This is a genomic window from Bacteroidia bacterium (assembly GCA_041391665.1).
Lineage (GTDB): Bacteria > Bacteroidota > Bacteroidia > J057 > J057 > JAGQVA01.
In genome coordinates, this window is sequence record JAWKNO010000001.1 from 254956 (window position 1) to 275833 (window position 20878).

At 44.5% G+C, this 20878-nt stretch carries 19 protein-coding genes; 8 read left to right on the top strand and 11 right to left on the bottom strand.

Annotation, left to right across the window (positions count from 1 at the left end):
• Nucleotides 1-186: 186 nt before the first annotated feature.
• The 4 genes from R3D00_01065 to R3D00_01080 form a co-directional block, all read right to left on the bottom strand.
• Nucleotides 187-1782: a polyamine aminopropyltransferase gene (locus R3D00_01065; protein MEZ4771738.1), complete on the bottom strand. Its 1596-nt coding sequence runs from the start codon at nucleotides 1780-1782 to the stop codon at nucleotides 187-189.
• On the bottom strand, nucleotides 1779-3932 hold the full coding sequence (locus tag R3D00_01070) for a M48 family metallopeptidase (protein ID MEZ4771739.1): 2154 nt from the start codon (nucleotides 3930-3932) through the stop codon (nucleotides 1779-1781). The genes R3D00_01065 and R3D00_01070 overlap by 4 nt, the downstream gene beginning before the upstream one ends.
• Nucleotides 3929-4321, bottom strand: a complete 393-nt coding sequence (locus R3D00_01075) for a protease complex subunit PrcB family protein (protein MEZ4771740.1) — start codon at nucleotides 4319-4321, stop codon at nucleotides 3929-3931. Before R3D00_01075 ends, R3D00_01070 begins: the two co-directional genes overlap by 4 nt.
• Nucleotides 4322-4430: 109 nt before the next feature.
• The gene (locus R3D00_01080; protein ID MEZ4771741.1) at nucleotides 4431-4736 is read right to left on the bottom strand and encodes a DUF4286 family protein; all 306 of its coding nucleotides are present in this window, start codon (nucleotides 4734-4736) and stop codon (nucleotides 4431-4433) included.
• A 117-nt stretch (nucleotides 4737-4853) separates the two neighbouring features.
• Between R3D00_01080 and R3D00_01085 the strand changes: the two genes are divergently transcribed.
• Entirely contained in the window at nucleotides 4854-5303 is a 450-nt protein-coding gene (locus tag R3D00_01085) for a type I restriction enzyme HsdR N-terminal domain-containing protein (GenBank protein MEZ4771742.1), read from the top strand.
• A gap of 7 nt (nucleotides 5304-5310) precedes the next feature.
• Here the strand turns inward: R3D00_01085 and R3D00_01090 are convergent, their stop codons facing one another.
• The 4 genes from R3D00_01090 to R3D00_01105 form a co-directional block, all read right to left on the bottom strand.
• A complete protein-coding gene (locus R3D00_01090) occupies nucleotides 5311-8385 on the bottom strand; it encodes an SMC family ATPase (protein ID MEZ4771743.1) in 3075 nt (1024 codons plus the stop codon).
• 58 nt (nucleotides 8386-8443) lie between these two features.
• On the bottom strand, nucleotides 8444-9244 hold the full coding sequence (locus R3D00_01095) for a DUF2071 domain-containing protein (GenBank protein MEZ4771744.1): 801 nt from the start codon (nucleotides 9242-9244) through the stop codon (nucleotides 8444-8446).
• A 59-nt stretch (nucleotides 9245-9303) separates the two neighbouring features.
• Nucleotides 9304-9753 (bottom strand): hypothetical protein, encoded by a 450-nt coding sequence (locus tag R3D00_01100; protein ID MEZ4771745.1) that lies wholly within the window; start codon nucleotides 9751-9753, stop codon nucleotides 9304-9306.
• A gap of 103 nt (nucleotides 9754-9856) precedes the next feature.
• Nucleotides 9857-10378: a helix-turn-helix domain-containing protein gene (locus R3D00_01105; protein MEZ4771746.1), complete on the bottom strand. Its 522-nt coding sequence runs from the start codon at nucleotides 10376-10378 to the stop codon at nucleotides 9857-9859.
• 131 nt (nucleotides 10379-10509) lie between these two features.
• On the opposite strand from R3D00_01105, the gene R3D00_01110 reads away from it, so the two are divergent.
• The 3 genes from R3D00_01110 to R3D00_01120 are packed head-to-tail and all read left to right on the top strand — an operon-like array spanning nucleotide 10510 to nucleotide 13077.
• Nucleotides 10510-12186, top strand: a complete 1677-nt coding sequence (locus R3D00_01110; protein MEZ4771747.1) for a M28 family peptidase — start codon at nucleotides 10510-10512, stop codon at nucleotides 12184-12186.
• Nucleotides 12187-12223: 37 nt separating this feature from the next.
• Nucleotides 12224-12508: a hypothetical protein gene (locus tag R3D00_01115; protein ID MEZ4771748.1), complete on the top strand. Its 285-nt coding sequence runs from the start codon at nucleotides 12224-12226 to the stop codon at nucleotides 12506-12508.
• An 8-nt stretch (nucleotides 12509-12516) separates the two neighbouring features.
• Nucleotides 12517-13077, top strand: a complete 561-nt coding sequence (locus R3D00_01120) for a nucleotidyl transferase AbiEii/AbiGii toxin family protein (protein ID MEZ4771749.1) — start codon at nucleotides 12517-12519, stop codon at nucleotides 13075-13077.
• A 58-nt stretch (nucleotides 13078-13135) separates the two neighbouring features.
• Here R3D00_01120 and R3D00_01125 read toward each other — a convergent pair whose 3' ends face one another.
• A complete protein-coding gene (locus R3D00_01125) occupies nucleotides 13136-13714 on the bottom strand; it encodes a DUF937 domain-containing protein (protein ID MEZ4771750.1) in 579 nt (192 codons plus the stop codon).
• 111 nt (nucleotides 13715-13825) lie between these two features.
• Between R3D00_01125 and aroB the strand changes: the two genes are divergently transcribed.
• Genes aroB through R3D00_01140 form a run of 3 tightly spaced genes read left to right on the top strand, consistent with a single transcriptional unit; the run spans nucleotide 13826 to nucleotide 16311 of the window.
• A complete protein-coding gene (aroB, locus tag R3D00_01130; protein ID MEZ4771751.1) occupies nucleotides 13826-14869 on the top strand; it encodes a 3-dehydroquinate synthase in 1044 nt (347 codons plus the stop codon).
• Between the two features lie 17 nt (nucleotides 14870-14886).
• Nucleotides 14887-15417 carry a gamma carbonic anhydrase family protein gene (locus tag R3D00_01135; GenBank protein MEZ4771752.1) on the top strand — a complete coding sequence of 177 codons (531 nt, stop codon included), beginning with the start codon at nucleotides 14887-14889 and terminating at the stop codon, nucleotides 15415-15417.
• Nucleotides 15418-15435: 18 nt separating this feature from the next.
• Nucleotides 15436-16311 (top strand): flavin reductase family protein, encoded by an 876-nt coding sequence (locus R3D00_01140; GenBank protein MEZ4771753.1) that lies wholly within the window; start codon nucleotides 15436-15438, stop codon nucleotides 16309-16311.
• Between the two features lie 257 nt (nucleotides 16312-16568).
• Here the strand turns inward: R3D00_01140 and R3D00_01145 are convergent, their stop codons facing one another.
• Both R3D00_01145 and R3D00_01150 read right to left on the bottom strand, forming a co-directional pair.
• Nucleotides 16569-17942 (bottom strand): hypothetical protein, encoded by a 1374-nt coding sequence (locus R3D00_01145; protein MEZ4771754.1) that lies wholly within the window; start codon nucleotides 17940-17942, stop codon nucleotides 16569-16571.
• Nucleotides 17943-17952: 10 nt separating this feature from the next.
• Entirely contained in the window at nucleotides 17953-19782 is a 1830-nt protein-coding gene (locus tag R3D00_01150) for a hypothetical protein (GenBank protein ID MEZ4771755.1), read from the bottom strand.
• A 207-nt stretch (nucleotides 19783-19989) separates the two neighbouring features.
• On the opposite strand from R3D00_01150, the gene R3D00_01155 reads away from it, so the two are divergent.
• On the top strand, nucleotides 19990-20613 hold the full coding sequence (locus R3D00_01155; GenBank protein MEZ4771756.1) for a Uma2 family endonuclease: 624 nt from the start codon (nucleotides 19990-19992) through the stop codon (nucleotides 20611-20613).
• The last annotated feature ends 265 nt before the right edge of the window (nucleotides 20614-20878 follow it).

Sequence of the window (20878 nt, forward strand, 5' to 3'; positions counted from 1 at the left end):
AGACATTTGGGCCACACAAGTTGATCTTCTACGTAATAGGGTTCAGAGGGAATACCTGACAGGTTTGGCAGGTTTACAACTGAGCAAGGGCGACAATCGTTTAATACGAAACAGGTAAATTTCAGCGTAATAATCCTTAATCTCTGAAAAAATGGCCGAGATGCCAAATATTATTTGTTTTTAATCCTATCGCCAGTCATCCCAACTTTTTTCATAGTACCGGATGAGCGCCTGATTGTCTAGCCTGTTTACCTCGACATCAACTTCATGGGTGTCCACATCAAATAAAAACAAACCTGCCAGGGTCTCTTCGTTTAAAAATTTCAAATTCATTTCCTGGCTATTTCCCTGCATATATTTCCCAACGTTGCTGATGACCTGGGTGGATAGTGATTCTTCGCCATTTTTGATTTTTCCCGGCTCCTGAATGGCGATATTAAAGCCCCATTGGCCAAAAGAAGGGACATATACCTGGTAAGGGATCGTAACCGGAAATACTTCTTCCAATGTGCGGTGAATACACCAGAAAGCCTGAGGGGCAAAATATGGCGAGGTGGACTGTGTTACGACAACTCCTCCGGCAGACATTCGTTTTTGAAGCAAAAAGTAAAACTCTTTGCTATAAAGTTTTCCCAGACTGGTATTGTTGGGATCAGGAAGGTCGATAATGATAACGTCATAAAAATCAGAGCTTTCCTCTACAAATTTATACGCATCCTGATTAAAAATATGAACATTTGGGCGATTGAGTGAGCTATCATTCAGGCGAATAAATACCGGATGATGGGTGCCTAGATGTGTTATTTCAGGGTCCAGATCTACCAGATCAATTTCTTTTACATCAGGATATTTTAATAATTCTCTGGTAGCCAGACCGTCTCCTCCTCCCAAAACGAGGATTCGCTCTCTGGACATAGTGAGCATCATTGGAATATGCACCAACGGTTCGTGATACCGATATTCGTCGCGGGAAGAAAATTGCAGGTTTCCATCTATAAACAACCGGATATCCTGATTCCATTTTGTAACCACAATCTGCTGATAGGCAGATTGCCGGGACAACATGATCTCGTCCTGATAAAGAAACCGCTCAAAAAAACTTGTGATCCGGAAAGACCATACAAATCCGCCGGTAAGCATAAGCATCAGCCCGCCACACAATATGAGTTTTTGCATGTAACCCTGAAGTTCGCTTCGAAAAAGCCAGATGTTTAATATCGCAACGACAAGATTCAACATGCCAATAGCGAAAGCGGTTCGCATCAGACCCAGGCTGGGAAGTAGTACCAGCGGAAAAATGACGGATGCAATGAGCGCTCCGAGATAATCAAAGGAAAGCACCTTGGCCATTGCGTCTTGAAGACTCTCGTATTGGCGCACAATACGGGTAAGAATTGGTATTTCCAGTCCGATCATTGTCCCAAGAAAAGCTATAAGAACAAAGGCCACCCCATAGAAATAAGGAGTAATGGAAAATGCAAAATAGAGGATGAACGTAGAAAAACCCCCTACGACACTGAGCAGAATCTCAAATATAATAAACCAACTGAGCAGGTTTGAATTCAAAAACCGTGTCATATAAGATCCTACTCCCATGAAAGAAAGAAAAAGCCCTATGACAATGGAAAAATGAAGAATACTGCTTCCCTGAAAATAACTGGAAATACTGCTGATCAAAAGCTCGTATAAAATGCCGCATATAGCAATGATAAACACAGAAGTCAGCAATACGGCTACTTTCCGGTTGCTATATGTATGGGATTCGTTTGCAGGTGAATTCACGGATTTTTTAGTTGATGAATAAGATTGTATGTCACGGAATGCAGCAAATCAGGATTATCCTTCATTTTAACCTTCTTGGGATAAAGTACCTGATAATCTCCGGATTCTACATCATACACCATCGTATAAATATTGGTTTCATAATCAGGGGTAAGCGCAATATAAATGGAGTAGGGTAGAATGGGGGGGAAAAGTATTCCTGCGGCAAGTACCAGCCCTTTTCCTGTACGTGTATAAGCAAATGCCAAAACCCCTGTCCAGATGAAATGCCGGGTACCGTATTTTTCTGCAAGGGTATGCACCTGGTTATGGTAAATACTTACCATCTGCAACTGGTCGTGAAGGACCTGTTCGTTTACCCATTCGTTGAGCATCGTGATATCCCGAAATTCTACAATCGCCTCCTGGGTAAGTTGGCGTGTACTCAGCATTTCATAGGGCAGATCTGATTTTTCCGCATATTCCTTTAACAAAAGAATATAGGTCTGTTCTGCGGTCTCCGACTGTATAAATTTTATATTGCTTTCTCTGCGTTCATCTATGCGCTGATAAAAAGGATCTACAAATACTACTTTCTCAAAAGGCATAGCAGTGGATTTTTTTCCCGGCGCTCTGTTTTTATTTCTGATCTGTATGTTTTTTTCGTCTTTGTGGAGTGCTTTAGTTCGGGTTCTTCCATCTACTCCTTCTCTGATATTTGCCTCAACTCGCTGAAAAAATACATGAGGGTTCGCCAGATCGAGAGATGCCAGCCGAATAAAATAGACGCTGTCGGCTTCCTCCGGAGGAGTCAGTATAAAAAAATCTGTGCTGTCAATGTGATGTTTTCCCAATTCCCGCATCAAGTCATCAGCCATCAGTTGAAGTTCAATATCTTCAGAATTCTCCTGCAAGAGATTCCAGTTGTAGGTAATCGCGAGCATATTCATTTCTAGTGGTTTCAGCATTTCCACGAAATAGTGAAGCCGCTGGATGTCTCCCACTTCAAATTCAAAATCTTTGTGAACCTCAGGCAGGCGGCCTTCATTATTGTATTTGGAGAGCGCGTATAGAGATTGGGCGATAATTTTTTTCAGGAAAAAACTGTTGGGCTGATCCTGGAGTAAAAAAACCGCATGGTAAATAGCGGATTCATAATTTTTATAATTCAGGAAAAGAAATACAGACTCATAGCGGCAGATTTTCTGGATATTTAAAAATCTTTTTTCTCCCAGGAACCATAATTTTTTCCCATCATTATCCATACCAGCGACCTTCTCTAAAACTACCTCTTTTCTTTTATCGGGAGAAGGGTGGTTCAAATTAGCCTCTCTTAAAACCGATATATTGTTTTCCGAGGCAGAAATCGAATCAAGGAAACAGATCTTCGGAAAATGCAAATGTGCTGTTTCGAAGAATGCAGGGGTAAATACCTGACTGGCAAAAGGTAAATGCGCGTATTTTAACACTTCAAACGCCGTTTCTACAGCGGTGAGGTCATAGCCGGAGCGGAGGTAAAGATCCAGGCCCATGATATCCGCTTCCAGTTCTTTTTCCTTCGAATAATTACTTTTTGCGAGCATGATATCTTCCAGGCTGTCGCGGCGAAAGGCACCTTTTGCCTCCTGTTCGATTGACTTGGCCTGAAGAAAAATATCCAGCGGATGTTTTTTGATATAGTGACTGATTTCATGGCACAATACAAAGGCGAGCTGAGCTTCATTTTCAAGTTTTGCCAGCAAACCCATATTGATCAGAATCAATCCGTTGTTGGTTGCAAAGGCATTGACAGAAGGCGATTTTACCACATAAAAGCGTAACTGAGCTCTCAGGTCAGGGTTGTCTTTTAAGAGGATATCCCCTACTTGCTTTACATAGTTACTGACAGAGTCATTAAACAAAACCTTCCCGCTGAGGAGAAGCTGATTCATGTAATAAAAACTTTCCTGATAGAAAGCTCCTTTTGCCCTTCGCTCTTCTCTGCTTTCTGCTTCCAGTTGATCAAGCGCTTTTTGGTACTTCTCGGAAGGTGAAAGGAGAAAGTCCTGCGGGATTTCTCCCGAGGGAAACAACCGCTGGTAATGGTCAAAGTCCTGACCGGCAACTATTCCACCATGCAGGAAAAAAATCCACAGGCATGTCCACACGGAATATTTGCAAAAACTTATCATTTACATGGCTTTGCCACAGTTTCCAATGAAAAGGAGGCTTCCTTTGATTTCCCCTTATTCACAGCTGCGATGAAATAGGGTTGTGTGAGTACATCCGTTACAAAACAGTCTGCGCCGGGTTTGGTATGTACAACCTTTACGTTGTACTTTCCATCCTCCTCCGTAACTTCCTGAATAATAGCAGTATGTCCGCCTGAGTTTTGTGTGCCGATAAAACAGGCGATAATTTGTTTTTCATCAAAGTTGATCTCAGGAAGTGGGGGTACAGGGGTGCGATTGGAAGTGACCTTTTTCCAAAGGGCTTCCCATTCCGCCTCTGTCGAAATCAGTTCGTTTGAAGCGGTTTCTACTCCGCAAAAACTACCTTCCGCAATTTTTTCTATTTCCATGGTCACTCCTTCAGTTTTTGAAGTAGATTTTTGACTTTTACAAGCCAGAAAGGAAAGGAAGATCAAACAGATGAAAACGTGTCTGAGCTGGATCATAAGTAGTGGTTAATTAAAATCTTCGGAGTAAAGTTCTGAATGCGACAAATTTATCACTAAACCTGCTTGTATGCAGTTCCTGCATTACTTTCGCTTCATTTTGCATATAAGTTTCATAGTCTTCCATACTTTCGCATCCATATTGGATATTAAAAGTATAGGTGCCTTCCTGAGGTTCAGGGTCTATAAGCTCCTGAATATGGTTTTCAAGAAAATACCCTGTGGACATTACTGCGGGGATATGGTGCTGCTGCATCCAGTCAAGCCATTCTGCCCGGATATCTGCCTCAATTGAAATGGTAACGCTGTATATAATCATAAGTCTGAAACAAACATTATTTTCTGAAAATGACAATACTTTTGACGATAACTACTGAGGGATGTAACTTTCAACAGAAATAACACAAGCCCTCTGGTTTGTGATCACTTAAAATTAATGATTCTGCGCGCAATGAATCTGGTTTTTCCTCTATATAATCTGAAAACTGAAATCCGGGAGGGGCAGGAGTTTGTATGGGATATCATCCGGAAAAAATGGATTGTACTTCAGAAGGAGGAATATATCCGGCAATTGCTGGTGCATTATATGATTGAAGTAAAAGGCATTTCCCGGGTTTTGATCAGCCTCGAAAAGGAAATCCAATACAACGAACTGCGCAAACGGTTTGATGTAGTGGTTTTTGACAAAGAAGGGAAGCCGTTGATTCTCTGCGAAGTAAAGGCGCCGGAGGTTCCTTTGACTCAGGATACGCTTCACCAGATCGCGAGATATAATGTGGTCATTCAGGCGCCTCATTTACTTATTACAAATGGCCTCAATCTGCTGTTTTTTTCTCAGGCAGAAGATGGGAAATATGTACAGAATAAAGACTGGCTGTCAGTATGATCGGTGGTTATTCCCAGCTTCCTCTGATCGCACTGCCCGTTTCGGGGTTATTCGTGATTTGCAGATAAGCGCCGATTTCCTGCTGAAGTTCTTCTACATGGGAGATTACTCCTACAATCCGGTTTTCTTTTCGAAGCGACTTCAGGGTTTCAAAAATAATTTGGAGTGAATGTTTGTCCTGCGAACCAAATCCTTCATCCAGAAAGAAGAAGTTCTGTTTTGACTTTGCCTGCTGTTGTACGTGATCGGCCAGCGACAAAGCCAGCGACAACGCCGCCTGAAAAGTTTGCCCACCGGAAAGGGTTTTGACAGATCGCACCTGTCCGTTGTTGAGAAAATCGCGCACCTGAAATGCATTGTTGTCGGTTGCTTCCAGACTCAGTGAGCCGCGGGTGAGTTTCATGAATCTGTCATTGGCAGCCTGGCACAGATTGTAGAGAAAAATCGTGGAAACATATTTTACAAATCCGCTGGCAGAGAACATATTTTTCAGCGTGCGGATGTCTTCTGCTCTTAGTGTTTTTTCCTCCAGCTTTTTTTGGAAATTGTTTTTTTCCTCCAGTGAATGTCGCAGCCGCTCCATCTCTTTTTTTAATCCGCCGGTAGTAAGTGTGAGGTCATTGATCTCCTGCCTGAGAGCGGATAGGGTTTGCTGAAGCTGATAGAAGCTTTCCTGGTCAAAAGTTTTTCCGGTTACCTGCGATTCCAGTTCTGCAAGTGCAGTATTAGCGGTATGAAGCTGTTGTTTGAAGAGACTGATTGCCGACTTTTCCGCATCAATATTAAAATTGAGGCTGAGGATTTCTTCCACAATTTTCAATGAAGTATAGGCAGAGGCAGCGAGTTTTTCACTGATTTGTTGGTTGGTTTTGACAATTTTTTCCGTGAGGTCTTTTTCCTGTTTTTCGAGTTCAGATATTTCGCCTTTCAGCATAGCAAGGTTTGACCGCAGGCGTTGGATACGCTGGTCAGAGGTCTGATACAGATCTTCAATTTTGGAAAAACGCTCTTTTTGTTCCAGCGCAAGCTGCTCCAGGCGAGGGTTTTCTATCGATTTGTGCTGATCGTAGTTGATATGCTGGAAGCTGCGATATTCAGCCTGGAAATTGACTTCTTCAGCATGTCGTTGTTCTTTGATCTGGTCGAGGGTACGGGTGTATTTTTCCAGATTTAGTTCTTCTTTTGTGATACTGGTTTCCAGGGCTTCGCGTTCCTGATTAAACTGATCTGTTTTCGCATCTATCCGGGATATCTCAGCGATTTTTTCCTGAATGAGATCAGGTGTGGCTTTAGCATAATCTGCCCAGACAAAAGCTGCTGTGTGTTTATCGGCGAGTGCCTGGTTTTGGCTTAATTGGGTGGTCAGCGTTACTACAGTTTTTCGCTGGCGCAGGAGTTGCTCTTCTACGTTTTCGAGTCTGATCATAGCCTTGTCCAGCGCCTGGATTTCCTTGTCGTTATCTGATATTTCCTGCCGGATATTGTTGAGTTCAAAATCCACATTTCCCGAATCCACAATATCCGGGTGGTGTACAGAGCCGCAGAGCGGACAAGGTTTACCTGTTTCCAGCTTTAGGGCAAAGTTTTTGAGCTGGTGTCTGGCGAGGATTCCTTCGCGGGCGGTTTCTTTGGCCTGGAGTTCTTTCCTGAGACGGGCATGGTCCTTTCTCAGAATATCAATGATTTGCGCAGTTTCCAGTACATACTGACTGGTATTGAGCGATGTGGTTTTTAACACATCTGTTTTTGCCTGTTGTATCTGATCGAAAACAGATTGTGCTTCCGCAAGCATTGTTTCTTGTTTTTTGATGTCTTCATGAATCGTTTTCTGTTTTTGAAACCAGTCGCTGATCTGTAGCAGGAGATTGAGATCCGGTCGCGAATCGCGATTTTCTCGCAATTGTACATTGATTGCGGCAAGATCGTCTTTCATATTCCTGATTGAGGATTTGAGTTGATCGCAGACGGCGGCTCCTTTATTCATGCGTTCGTCAAAGGCAGAGATGTTTATTTCTCTGGTTTTGAGTCTGATGACAAGTTCCAGTTCAGTGGCTTTTTTTAGAAAAGTCTCCCTTTGGTGGTATTCATTGCTGATTTCTTTAAAAGTATCTTCTGCAATTTTCAGGTCGCGTTTTGACTGTGTTTCGGCTTCTCTTTTTGCCTGAATATTTCGGGTATTTGCGTCGAGATTTTCCCCCGTTTCTTTTTTGCGATCGAGCAGGGGTTTAAAGTCAATCAGGCAGGATTCGTATTCCTTGAGGTTTTGTTCTCTTTCGTAAAAACCGACTGATTTTTCGTGCAGATCTTGCACGACTTTTCGCTGACTGCCTATTTTTTCAAAAAGGAGTTTAAGCGATTCCAGCCTTGTGATTTCTTTTTCCTGCTGCCGGGCAGTGGTTTCTTTTTCGAGGAGTTGTTGTTCGAGGCGTTGGATTTCCGTTTCGACATGAAGCAGTGCTTCTGGCGTGACATCTTCCATTCTCAAAATCAGGGTTTCCAGCCTTGTGATTTCTGTTTGGTTTTTCTTTTCAAGTGAAACAGCTTTATTGTACAGCTCATATTTTTCGAGTTTAAAAATCTCGCGCAGCATCCGTGTGCGGTCTGTCTCTGAGAGCTGAAGGAAATCCTGAAATTTCCCCTGGGGAATGATAATGGTGCGTTTGAAATTGTCGTAGCTGAGACCGATGATTTCCTCTGCTGTTTCGGCTTCTATGGGCAGCCAGTCATTGTTTTTCCAGGCAAATGCGCTTCGGGTAAGGGTTCCGACCTGGTCAAACTGGCGGGAATTTCTTTTTCCGTTTACGACAAATCTGAATTTCTCTTCTTCCGCTGCAAATTCGAAGTCAATAAACATTCGGTCTGACTTCAGGTTCATCATATTATATCCCCGGTTGTCCCGTTTGTTTAGTCGCTCTGATTCACCATAGAGGGCGTATGAAATAGCTTCGAGAATGGTAGATTTTCCACTGCCGGTGGCGCCAAAAATGCCAAAAAGCTGAGACTGGGTCAGCTTTTGGAAATCAATATCTTCTTTATTCTGGTAGGAATAAATGCCTTGTATAGAAAGTCGAAGAGGAATCATGGAGTGGATTTTTATGACTACAAGTTAAAAAATCCACGGGAAGTCTTCACAAAAAAGTCTAGTGCCCGCTTCTTAATGTACCTTCTCTGTCGTCGGTAAACGGGCGGGTAATGGCAGGTGCCAGAAATCTTGCGGGTTTGGGGGCCAATAACTCCGGAAGCGCTGTCCATTCGCTGCGAATATTCTTCATCAGCAATGCATGATCAAAGAAAACAGAGCCTTTGGGAAATGTTTCCTCATTCTCAAAAAAATCAGACCGCATCTGGCAGATATGTAAAGGCTGGACTTTTTGCCGGTTTGCACGAAATGCGATCCCGTCATATATCATATTTTTAAAACGGGGAGCATATTCCAGGCTGTTTTGAGCAAAAAGGTCTGCAGCCGAGTGGAGGTCAGAAAAAACAGACCCATGTGAAAAGGCGGTAGTCTCTTTGGCCAGGAAGGAAAGCCGGGTTTGGTCTCTGTTGGTGAGATGTAATTCATAATAGCCATTGGCTTCCCGGGTTTTGAAACGGCCAAGTTTGTGCATTCCGGGAAAAATTTTTCCACCGGCAGAATGTATGATCAGAGAGGATGTATCCCTTCTTGGGATATATAAACCTTCCTTCCGGATACCCGCTTCCTCCCAGGTTACAGCTATCCGGTGAGAGACATTTTCAGCAGAGATTCCAGGTAAAAAAGGGAGACCCTTAATTTTTAAGTGATTGATATGAAAAAAACATATTCCGGCGATCCCGTAGTTTCCAAATAATTTAGGCTCGAAGGGTGAGGGCAACAGTTTTTTCAAAACTGCTGGTTCAACCCGATAGTTGATCAGGATTCTTTTTTCAATCAATCCGGTGAGGGCGGGGATTTTCATGAGTCAGAACAAATGGTTGTTTAAGATCACTTACCTCTATTAACGGAAAGTGTGCCATTTCAGATGTATTCTGTATTGAGATTTTCAAAAAGTTTTTCAGTATCGTTTTCTGTTTCAGCTACTTTCTCCAAAAACACTTCGTCTTCTCTTTCATTGAGATCGCGATATGCGATGAGACTGACGCCAATCGCAAAAGCCTGAAATAACATGACTGGCCATGCGCGCATTTCTGTCGAAATACCAAAACCTATCATCAGCGCCAGATTATACATGACAGTTCCAACCCATACTACCTGTGCATTATTTCTTGAAATTTTATCCGCCCAGATTCTGAAATAATAATATAGCAGGAAAAGCCCCGGTGCGCCGATTACCCAACCTATCGGATAAATAAGCGCAGGGATAGCAAGCGGGAGATTTATTAACGCAAAGATCATTGCGATCAATCTTGTGGAGGGAGTCAATTCTTCAGTAGCAAATTTCTGCCGAATTTTTCTTGCGGTAATCATTGCAGTAGAATTAATGGTTGTTGAAAGGTTGTACTTCGTTTACGAATAAATCCAGGCAGCGTTCAGTACTTTCAATAAAAAATGAAAGTTTGTTGAAAAAAAATTATTTCTTCACCTGCCGCTGGAACATTTTCAACAAAGCACCAAAAAACCAACCCCGGTCTGCTTTGATAGCAATTTCAAGAAACTTATCTGCCTGCCCTACGATATTGTGGAGATTTTCGACGGATTCGATAAATGCCTTAACGTTTTGGTCATCTTTATCGCCCTGCACCTCTTTTACCTCTTCCAGTACTTTCATGACGGGCTTGAGTTCCCGTTTTCTCCTTTCAATGATCACCTGTTGTGCAACCTGCCATATATCTTTTTCGGCAAAGAAATACTCGCGCCTTTCCCCGGAGCGATGCTCTTTGCTTACCAGGCCCCAGTCGATCAGCGCCCGGAGGTTCATATTGGCATTTCCTCTGGATATATTGAGTGTCTCCATGATTTCTTCTGCCGAAAGGGATTCCGGTGAAATCAGTAAAAGCGCATGTACCTGGGCCATCGTGCGATTGATACCCCAGTTGGAACCCAATGCGCCCCATGCCTGAATAAATTTCTCCTTTGCTTCATCAAGTTGCATAGTACAAAGATAAGAATCTAAAGGTATTTCAAAAATGACTGAAAGTTTTATAAAAAAATGAGGAAGACCAAAACAAACCTTTATGTTTAAATTTGGGTTAGCTAATTCATTGAACTTAATGAATCTTTATCATGCAAAATAAATTGATTTTCACGCTTATTTTACTGGGGTTTGCATTTCCCGCTTTTTCACAAAACTGTGAAGAACCAGATCCCAGGGCTGCCAAACGAATGCAGAAAGATGTTTATTTTCTGGCCGATGACAAACTGGAAGGCCGGGAAATGAACTCTTCCGGGGAAAAAATGGCTGCAGAATTTCTGGAAAAAAAATTCAAGAAACTGGGATTAAAAGGAATCGCTGCCAACGGAAGTTACAGAGTCGAGTTTGAAACTTCGAAGGTAATCCGCGGAAAAAATAATATTCTGGCTTTATCAGATAAAGTACTTGATGTAGGCAATGACTTCTTCCCGCTTGATATTTCTTCCAATGCAGATATCGATAACCGTGAAACAGTAAGCGTTGGCTTTGGGATTGTTGCCCCAGAGCTGAACTACGACGATTATGCCAATGTCGCTTCTGTAAAGGATAAAATCGTCATCATTAATTTTTCTTCTCCAGATGGCGTTCACCCTCATTCGAAATATGCGAAGTACCACGATCTTCAATCACGCGCCGAACTGGCAAAAGAAAAAGGGGCAGCCGGAGTGATTGTCTTTAACCCGGACAAAAATCTCCGCAATCCCGATCAAAACTTTAAGAATATCCGCCCGGTGGGAATTCCGGTTGTATTTGTAGGGGAAGAACATCAGGCATTGCTGAAAACACAACCTATGGTCAAACACCTGGCCGCAGATCTTCAAAAAGAAACCAGCAGTGTGCCCAATGTTGCGGGGTTTTGGGACAATGGCGCGGCAGAAACGGTTGTCATTGGCGCACATTACGACCATCTCGGGTTTGGCGGAGAGGGGTCGTTGCATGCAGGTGAAAAAGCCATTCACAATGGTGCAGATGACAATGCCAGTGGAACGGCAGGCGTTGTTGAGCTTGCCCGTTATCTTACAAAGTCAAATCTGAAAAACAACAACTACCTCTTTATCGCATTTACCGGCGAGGAAAAAGGGCTACTGGGATCCAAAGCTTTTGTGGAAAACAGTCCGCTCGCTTTGGACAAGATCAACTATATGATCAATATGGATATGATCGGCAGGCTGAATGAAAACAAGGCCCTGATCATTAATGGGGTAGGGACTTCTCCGGTGTGGAATTCCGCACTGGAATCGCTGGACTGTTTTGACCTGAAGATTACCACTACAGAATCAGGCGTAGGGCCATCCGATCATACTTCTTTTTATCTGAAAGACATTCCCGTATTGCACTTTTTCTCCGGGACACACAAAGACTACCACAAACCTTCTGATGATGCAGACAAAGTGAATTATTCGGGTATGGCTGATATTATCGCCTATATAGAGTCTCTGGTTGGAAAACTGGATAGTGAAGGAGAATTGCCATTTACCAAAACCAAAGAAGAAAATAACCAGAATGCGCCCCGTTTTACCGTTACGATGGGGATTATGCCCGACTATACCTTTGACGGGGAAGGACTGAAAATTGACGGTGTTTCGGAGGGAAAACCCGCTCAGAAAGCAGGAATCCAGGCAGGAGATATCGTTTTGAAACTGGGCGAATATCCGATTCGCGATATGCAAAGTTATATGCAGGCGCTGAGTATTTTCAAAAGGGGCGAGAAAACCAGCGTAATACTACTCAGAGAAGGAAAAGAATTAGAACTGGATTTGGAGTTTTAGTGATAAAGTATTCGCGAGAATATATTATTTTAATGGTATGAAATTGACCAAAGCTATATTTTGGGATACGGACTATGAAAAGATCGATTGGGATAAAAGTGTTCGATACGTAATTGGTAAAGTATTGAACTTTGGTACCCAGGAAGATTGGAAAGCCATTAATGAGTATTATGGCCGAAACAGAATAAAGCAGGAGGCAGTTCAAATCAGAGATCTGAATCCTAAAGCCCATTTTTTTGCCAGTAACGTTCTGGATATTCCTATTACTGATTTTAAATGTTACACCTCAGGACAATTTACCCCCAAACACTGGAACTATTGAGGTTACTCATGGATCAGGATGTATTTAATAACTATTCACTGGCAGGGGGAACAGCACTTGCATTACAAATCGGACATCGAATCTCTGTAGATTTGGACTTTTTTGGAAAGCAGGAATTGGTAACAGAAGACCTGTTTCAGGTTTTTTCAGATTTAGGAGGGTATCAATTACTTTCACAAGGCAAAAATATACTAATTGTAAACATAAGAGATATAAAGGTAGATGTCATCAACTATCGGTATGACTTATTGGAACCTACGTTTTCAATCGATGGTTTACGTTTATATTCCTTAGCTGATATTGCAGCAATGAAATTGGCTGCTATTACCGGCAGGGGGAAGAAAAGAGATTTTTTTGACTTATTTTTCCTCCTGAAAAAATACTCATTAGGCGAGATTCTTGATTTTTATCAAAGAAAATACCCCGATGGTTCAGTTTTTTTGGTAGCAAAAAGTTTGGTTTATTTTGAAGATGCAGATACTGATGAAGATCCCATTTTGTTAGAGGATGCAGAATGGGAAATGGTAAAACAAAGGATTCGTCAAGAAGTAAAGAATCTTTACAAGTGATTATAATACAAAAAAAGCCATCCCTTTATGAGATGGCTTTTTCTATTTTCCTTTATCACTATTTCATGAATTTTCCAAGGAAACCGCCGACATCGTCGAGGAAACTTCCGTCACCATCGCGGTCGAGCAGGCTGCCCAGCATATCCATAGCAGGTGAACCCGACTGCTGTGCCTGATTTCTTGCACCCATCAGGATACTTGCAAGACCTCCCATGTCCAGTCCCTGCTGCTGTTTTTGTTTTCCCAGCATACCCATGACAATCGGAGCCAGGTTTTCGAGCAGAGGACCTACTTTGGAAACATCAAGTCCGCTCAGTTGACTTACACCCTGTTGAACATGTGGCTGATTATTTCCAAATACATGCTTGAGGATACCTGCACCTGCGCCATTGTCAGTGGAGGAGAGAAATCCGCCAAGGTTGTCAAGAATCGACCCGTCATGGTCTTTGCTAAGGGCGCTGTCCAAAGCACTTGCACCTTCCTGTGTAGAAGCATTTTTGGCAAGCGCACCTACAATCATAGGAAGGGCTGCGGAAATAGCAGAACTTGTGGTGTTTGGGTCTGTGCCAAGTTGACCGGCAAGACTTTCAAGGGCTGAACCGCTGAGTTGTTTTGTGAGTTGTTCGATTAATGACATGTAAATAATTTAAATGATTTCTGTAAAATTTGTGTGTTGCATTTTTAAGATGGGTTGGAGACACAAAAGTCACATCTCAATTTAGTAAAAATTCTTTTATCTTCGTCAGCAATGATAAATTACCCTATATACATTGGTTCTGATGCCCTTTTGCGCCTCAAAGAATTTTTGGCTCTGCGCAAATATTCGGGCATACTTGTCCTGGCTGATGAGAATACCCATAAATTGTGTTATCCGCTGATTCAGCCATTTCTGCCAGTGCATAAAGTGTGTATCATCTCTGCGGGAGAAAAATTTAAGAACCTGGATACTTGTGTGAAAATCTGGGAATCGCTGACTGATTCTGCTTTCGACAGAAAAGGTCTTGTGATGAATCTGGGCGGAGGCGTCATCGGAGATATGGGCGGATTTGTGGCTTCGACCTATAAGCGGGGAATAGAATTTATTCAGGTTCCGACTACACTCCTTTCACAGGTTGATGCCAGTGTCGGGGGGAAATTGGGCGTGGATTTTCAAGGATACAAAAACCATATTGGCTTGTTTTGCGAACCCCAGGCTGTGGTCATCTGGCCGGAGTTTCTCGACACGCTTTCCCGCAGAGAACTGCTTTCCGGCATGGCCGAAGTAATCAAACACCACCTGATCGCAGATCGCGAAGGGTGGAACAGCCTGAAGGTCAGCACGGAAGTATATTCCCTGAATATAGACGCTCTCATCCGCCACTCCATCAAAATCAAGTCTGACATTGTAGAAGCAGATCCTTTTGAGAAAGGCTTGCGCAAAGCGCTCAATTTTGGTCACACCATCGGCCACGCGGTTGAAAGTCGTTTTCTTGAAACAGACCAACCTTTGCTTCATGGCGAAGCGATTGCCATTGGAATGATAGCGGAATCGTGGATTTCGCATGAAGAAGGCCTGATTACTGAAGCCGAGCGGGACCAGATTGTCGATTTTATCCTCGCACTTTATGGACGGCTGGAAATTTCAAAAGGATTTTTCCCCGATATATGTGCGCTGGCCTTGAATGATAAAAAAAATCAAAGCGGAAAAATCCTCTGTACCCTTCTGGATGGAATCGGAAAGGTGCGCTACGATAGTGAAATTCGCAAAACGCAAATTGAGGATTCTCTCAATTTTTATAACGCTTTATCCTGACTTTCAGGGCTTTTGATATGGCATTGATCAAAACATATAAGTTGTTTTCCCCCAAGATTGATTCTTCCGTTTTCCTCGCCGAAAATGCGACCATCATCGGCGATGTCGAGATCGGGGAACAAAGCAGTATCTGGTATTTTGCAGTGTTGCGCGGGGATGTCGGGGCGATCCGAATCGGAAAACGAACCAATATTCAGGATGGCGCCATCGTGCACTGCACCACCGGGCTTACTCCTGCCCATATCGGCAACGACTGTGTGATCGGACATCAGGCGATGATTCACGGCGCTACCATCGAAGATGAGGTATTGATAGGCATGGGTGCCATTGTCCTCGACGAAGCGGTCGTACCCACTCATACCATCGTAGCAGCGGGCGCACTGGTGCCGCAGGGAAGCAAACTGGAGTCCGGATTTTTATATGCAGGCATCCCTGCCAAAAAGATCAAACCACTCACTCCGCAGCAGATAGACATGATCCGCCTGGGGGCAGCGCATTACATCGAAAACGGAAAGGCACATCGCGAATCAAAAATTGTAGAACGATAAGTATTCTTATAAAAAATTATGCTGACCATTGATCCCAAAACAACCCCGATTCCCCAGTTGCATCAGTATCTGGTAGGGGCTGTGGCACCGAGGCCGATTGCTTTTGTAAGCACCATCTCCGCAGATGGAATTCCCAACCTGGCACCTTACAGCTTTTTTAATGTTTTTGGCTCCAATCCTCCGATTGCGGCTTTTTCTTCCAACCGAAGGGTCAGAGGCAATACCACCAAAGACACGCTCGCCAATGTAAAGGCTACTGGCGAAGCCGTTATTAATATCGTCAATTACAGTATTGTACACCAGATGGCCCTCACTAGTGTGGATTATGCGCCGGAGGTAAGCGAATTTGAAAAAGCGGGACTGACGCCCATTCCTTCAGATCTGGTAAAACCTTTTCGCGTAAGTGAATCTCCTGTGCAAATGGAATGTGTGGTCAGAGACATCATCACGATTGGTGAAGGCGGTGGCGGATCCAATATCGTGATCTGCGAGATCGTCAAAATGCACATCAGCGAATCTATTCTGGATGGAGAAGGAAATATCGATCCCTTCCGTGCCGACCTCATGGCGCGTATGGGCCGCGCCTGGTACTGTCGCGCCAACGGCGCCAATGTCTTTCCCATCGTTCAGCCCTTCGAAAAAATCGGTGTAGGTTTTGACCAGCTTCCCGATTCTATAAAACACAGTCCCGTACTCACCGGAAAACAACTCTGGCAGCTTGCATCCGTCGAAAAAATTCCCGATCGCAATTTGCAAATAGTGGAAGATGCTGATTATCAGGCTGCAGTAAATAGCGATGTGGATGGCGTTTCCGAAAACCTGCATACCCTCGCCGCCGAACTTCTCAACGAAGGACAGATCGAAAAAGCCTGGCAGGTGTTACTGTCTGTGTAACTTTGCGTGAACTTTCGAGATGTTGATCGGAGATCATCTCCCTGCTTTTGAACGCAGATTACGCAGAGTACCACGCATCTGCTAAGGCAGACAGGAATTAACGCAGAGACTATAGCACCCTTTGCGTTCCTCTGCGATTCCTTTGCGTCCTCTGCGTGAACCTTCGAGATGTTGATCGGAGATCACCCCCTGCTTTTGAACGCGGATTACGCAGAGTACCACGCGGATTAACGCAGATACCTTCGCGTTTCAAACGTTTAATTTAATCTTTGATCTGGCGTTTCCGAAATACCGGCGATCGCGATCGCCAACACACTCATCAGAAAAGGCAGAACCGTGATCAGAAACCGCGCCTCTTCTCCTGCTTCCCCGATTGCCGGCAAAAAGGTGAGAAAAGCCGTCAGGAGAATAACCAGAAAATATTCGGAGAGAACAGTAGCTGGTTTACGAATGACTTTCCATCCGAAAAATAAAATCATTATTCCCAGCAACACATACAACATTCTCACCAAAACCACATAAATATCGAGCACTGTTCCCTGCGGATCGTTGGCGTACATATCGGTGCGGCCCCGGGTGAAAATCAGTATCCGGTCGATAAGATGGAGGAATGCATCCCCGGGCCGACGGGCGATTCCCTTCATAATTTCACTTTGCCGGGCCTTGCTGTTTTCGAGGTGAATCTGGGTATTAATATTATTCCACGACCATCCAAAATCATTGACCGGAGGAGCTTCGGGCTGGAGCCGTGCTTTGAGTGCTGTCTCATCAATAAACGGCGACCATACCTGGTAGAGATTCGTTCCGCCATGATTGGACCAGATGATTTGTCCGTCGTTGTAGAAAAATAATTTGGCGTGCCACAACCCCGATAACAGCAGAACCGGAATAAGAAATGTCAGCATTTTCAGCTTTTGGGATTTGCCGTAATGCCACAGATTATAGAAAATCAAAAACGGAAAAATCAGAAGCACAAACGGGCGGCTCAACTCAGCAACGGAAAGCGCAAATCCTGCGAGAAAGGCGGTAAAATACCCCAGCCCGGCAGGAACTTTTTCCCCGAAGGAAACCCGCGACAACAAAATATATCCCAGCAACAAAAAAGGCAGCAACACATCGTACAACTGCGGATTAGATGGGTGAATGAGAATAACTGAATGCAGAAAAACCGTACCCACAGCCATCACCAACACAAGCCCCGGCCAGGGCCTTTTCAGAAAAAACACAGGCAACACCAGCATCATCACAATGCTGATATGATAGGTGTCGTACAATATCCAGCCGATGCCGTGCCGGCGGTTGAATGTGGCGATTTCCAGAATCGAAATAACCGGCGGAATCCTGGTTCGCAATTCGAGAATATATTTCCATAGTGCCCCTTCCGCCTGAAAATCCTTATGCGAATATACATGCATCCAGCCTGTCGCTGGAGTGGATACCGTAGGCGCAACCTGAATAAAGGCATAAATCACCCAAATCAGAACCACCACTGCTGCGCTTATTTTTCCGGATTTACCCGAAAAGAAGAGCTGAATTTTATTGACAAGAGGTGCCAGGTATTTGCTTTGCGTCCTTCGCGCCTTCTTTGTTTCCTTTGCGTTTCCCGTATTTTCACCCAAAGTATTTGACATCTCCGTAAATTTATTTGACCGGTTCGATCAGTTCTACTTTCAGGTCATCGACAAAAAGTTCGGTTTGCGAACCTGCATTCCAGACATATACTTTCAGCACATCACCCGGCTGCCAGTTGTCGGGAATCCGCATTTCGTAGTGATAGTCAAACCATACCCACGGGTCGGTGACCCTTTGGATTCGGGCGGTGGTTTCCCGGTAAGGCGCACCATCGCGGAAAAAAATCGTTGACAACTGCGCCATTTGCCATTCGTCCCAGACCATCTGTGTAAAAAACACGCTGGCACTTACCCTGACCCATGAGCGTGGTTTTGGGTTGAGGGAGGCAAGGGTGGTTTCATAGCCGGGGCTGAACTGATTTTCGCCATTGAGGAGATAGGCCTTTTTCCCCGAAAAAACCTGCCGGTCGGTGAGGTTGCCGGTAGAGTCAGATTCGAAGTCATTGAAATAAAGTTCGCGAACCTGTTTGCCCTTCATGCTTCGGATTTCGCTTCGCACGTCGAGAAATTTTTTGTCCTCCTTCCGGGGATTTGTCGAACCCAGAATTTTCCAGTAATACGCCCGTGTCATTGCCTCCGAATGCCAGCCACCTTCTTTTGCATGCGCCTGCCAGGTCATTACGAGGTTGAGGTCTGCGAATAACACCATCAGCGAAACACACGCAATGGCTGCCATGCGGTTTCGGAGCATCGCCGTTACAAATGCCGCAAGCGGAAGGATGAGAATCGCATATGACTGCACCAGCGCCCTTGCACCAAAACTTCCGCCATACCACCAGACTTCCCAGGCGAATACCACATAAACATTGATCAGGAAGTACGCAAGCACGGGGAGAAACTTTTCCCTGTGCCGGGTAAACAAAGGCACAAATCCCAGCAGCGCAAAAACCATGATCGGCGTGTAAAGCAACCAGCCTTTACGGAAACTGAAAAATCCCTCCTTGATATGCGGATGCAGCCAGTGGAAACCAAATTCTCCATAACTGTAATGCAGAAATGATCCCGCATACATTTTCCAGTAAATCATCTGCATCATGCCCATCAGAAAAATCCCTCCGCCCAGCAGCAATACATCGGGGTAGCGGCGGAGCAGAAGATGGATTTTTTCGGTGAATGTATGTTTGTTTTTAATACCCCAAAGCAGTGGAATGAGGATAGACATAAGTTCTGTCGGGCGCACAATGGTCGCAAGGCCGATGGCCAGCCCCATGACAAAAGCCACCCAGCGGCGGGGATTTTCGTGCCAGATGATCGTCAGGAGCAGAACCAGCGCATAAATCGTAAATAGCGAATTGTGCGGCATCGCCCCGTCAATCGCCGCGTAGTTGAGCCAGTTGGTGCCCAGCACAATTACCCCCAGCACAATCGCAGCCACTATATCTTCAAAATACCGGAGCAAAATTTTCCGCACCAGCACAAGCCCCATACAGGCGTAAAAAATCATGCCCATCGAAATCGCAAACTGGTAGGGCCAGGAAAAACCATCGGCAGGCCAGGAACCAGAAAGCGCGATAATATGTCCGATCAGAAAGAAAGGGAGGTAAAGAATGGCCATTCCCACGGGGTATTTCATCACCCATTTTCCGTCGGGTTGTTGTACGGCGTGGTGGAAATCCCCGGCGGGGTGATATTTTTCAAAAATTTCGTCTTTGAATCCGAGTCCACCCAGATCGTCGTAAATGATCGCCGCCGGGAGGTAGAGATAATAACCAAAAACATCCCAGCTAACGGTCGCTTCGGTATGGCTTTTTTCCCATTTGGGATAAAGAAAAGCCACGCGGATCACCACATAAGAGAGGATGATCAGGGCGGAAAAAGAGATAAGATTACGCTGTTTCATTGGCGGCGATATGGGAATGCAAGTTTTCGCAAATCGCTGACAAAAGCAAATGGGTGCGCTGTATTGGGGGAAAACACTTTTTCGCAGACCGCAGGTGATTCTACTTCTGCATATCTTTTTGCAAAATCTGCGTATATTAACCAGTATATAAACCACTCACCTATGGAATTGCAAAATCCCCAGGAACTGATAGACAAAATTCTATCCATGCCGTCGGCACCCACTATCGTAGAGCAGGTGCATCATGTTCTGGAGACTGAGCGGCAGCGACGCAAGCACTTCTACAACGAAATTACCGAGTACGAAAAAGCCGAGTTCATCAATGGCGAGGTGGTCATTCATTCACCCGTCAAAAAAGGGCATAATGATGTGACTATTAAGCTGACCAAACTGCTTGATACTTATGTGCAAAAACATGCACTCGGTTACGTTTGCGTTGAGAAAATCATGATCACCCTCTCCCGCAACGACTACGAGCCGGACCTCTGCTTTTTCGGTCAGGAAAAAGCACAGCACTTTGTGGAAGATCAGAGCCTCTTTCCCGCGCCCGACCTGGTGGTAGAGGTTCTTTCTCCAAAGACCGCTGCCAACGACCGGGGCATCAAATTTGAAGACTATCGCGCCCACGGTGTGTTGGAATACTGGATTGTGGACCCCGTAGCCCGCTCAGTGGAACAATACCGCCTCGATGCCGAAAACCAATACGAACTCATCCTCAAATCCGGCAACGGCCGTATTCGAAGCGAAGCTATTCCCGGCTTTCAGATCCGGATTGAGGCGATGTTTGATGCAGCGATAAATCTGGAGGAATTGGGGCGGTTGCTTGGTTGAGGGGAATGCCAGTTGATCGCTCGCCAATGAGCGAAGCCATCCCTTCGGGAGACGCCAAGCACATCTCAAAAAAAACTTTGCGTTCTTTACGACACCTTTGCGACCTCTGCGAGAAACACTTTTCGCCAACCGTAGGGTTCACGCAAAGTACGCCAAGAACCGCAAAGTACGCAAACCACTTTCTGGTGGGTATGAATATATTTCGGAATTATAAACTTATTGGGACAAAGGATATAAACCACAAGGAACACAAAGGCAGTCACGA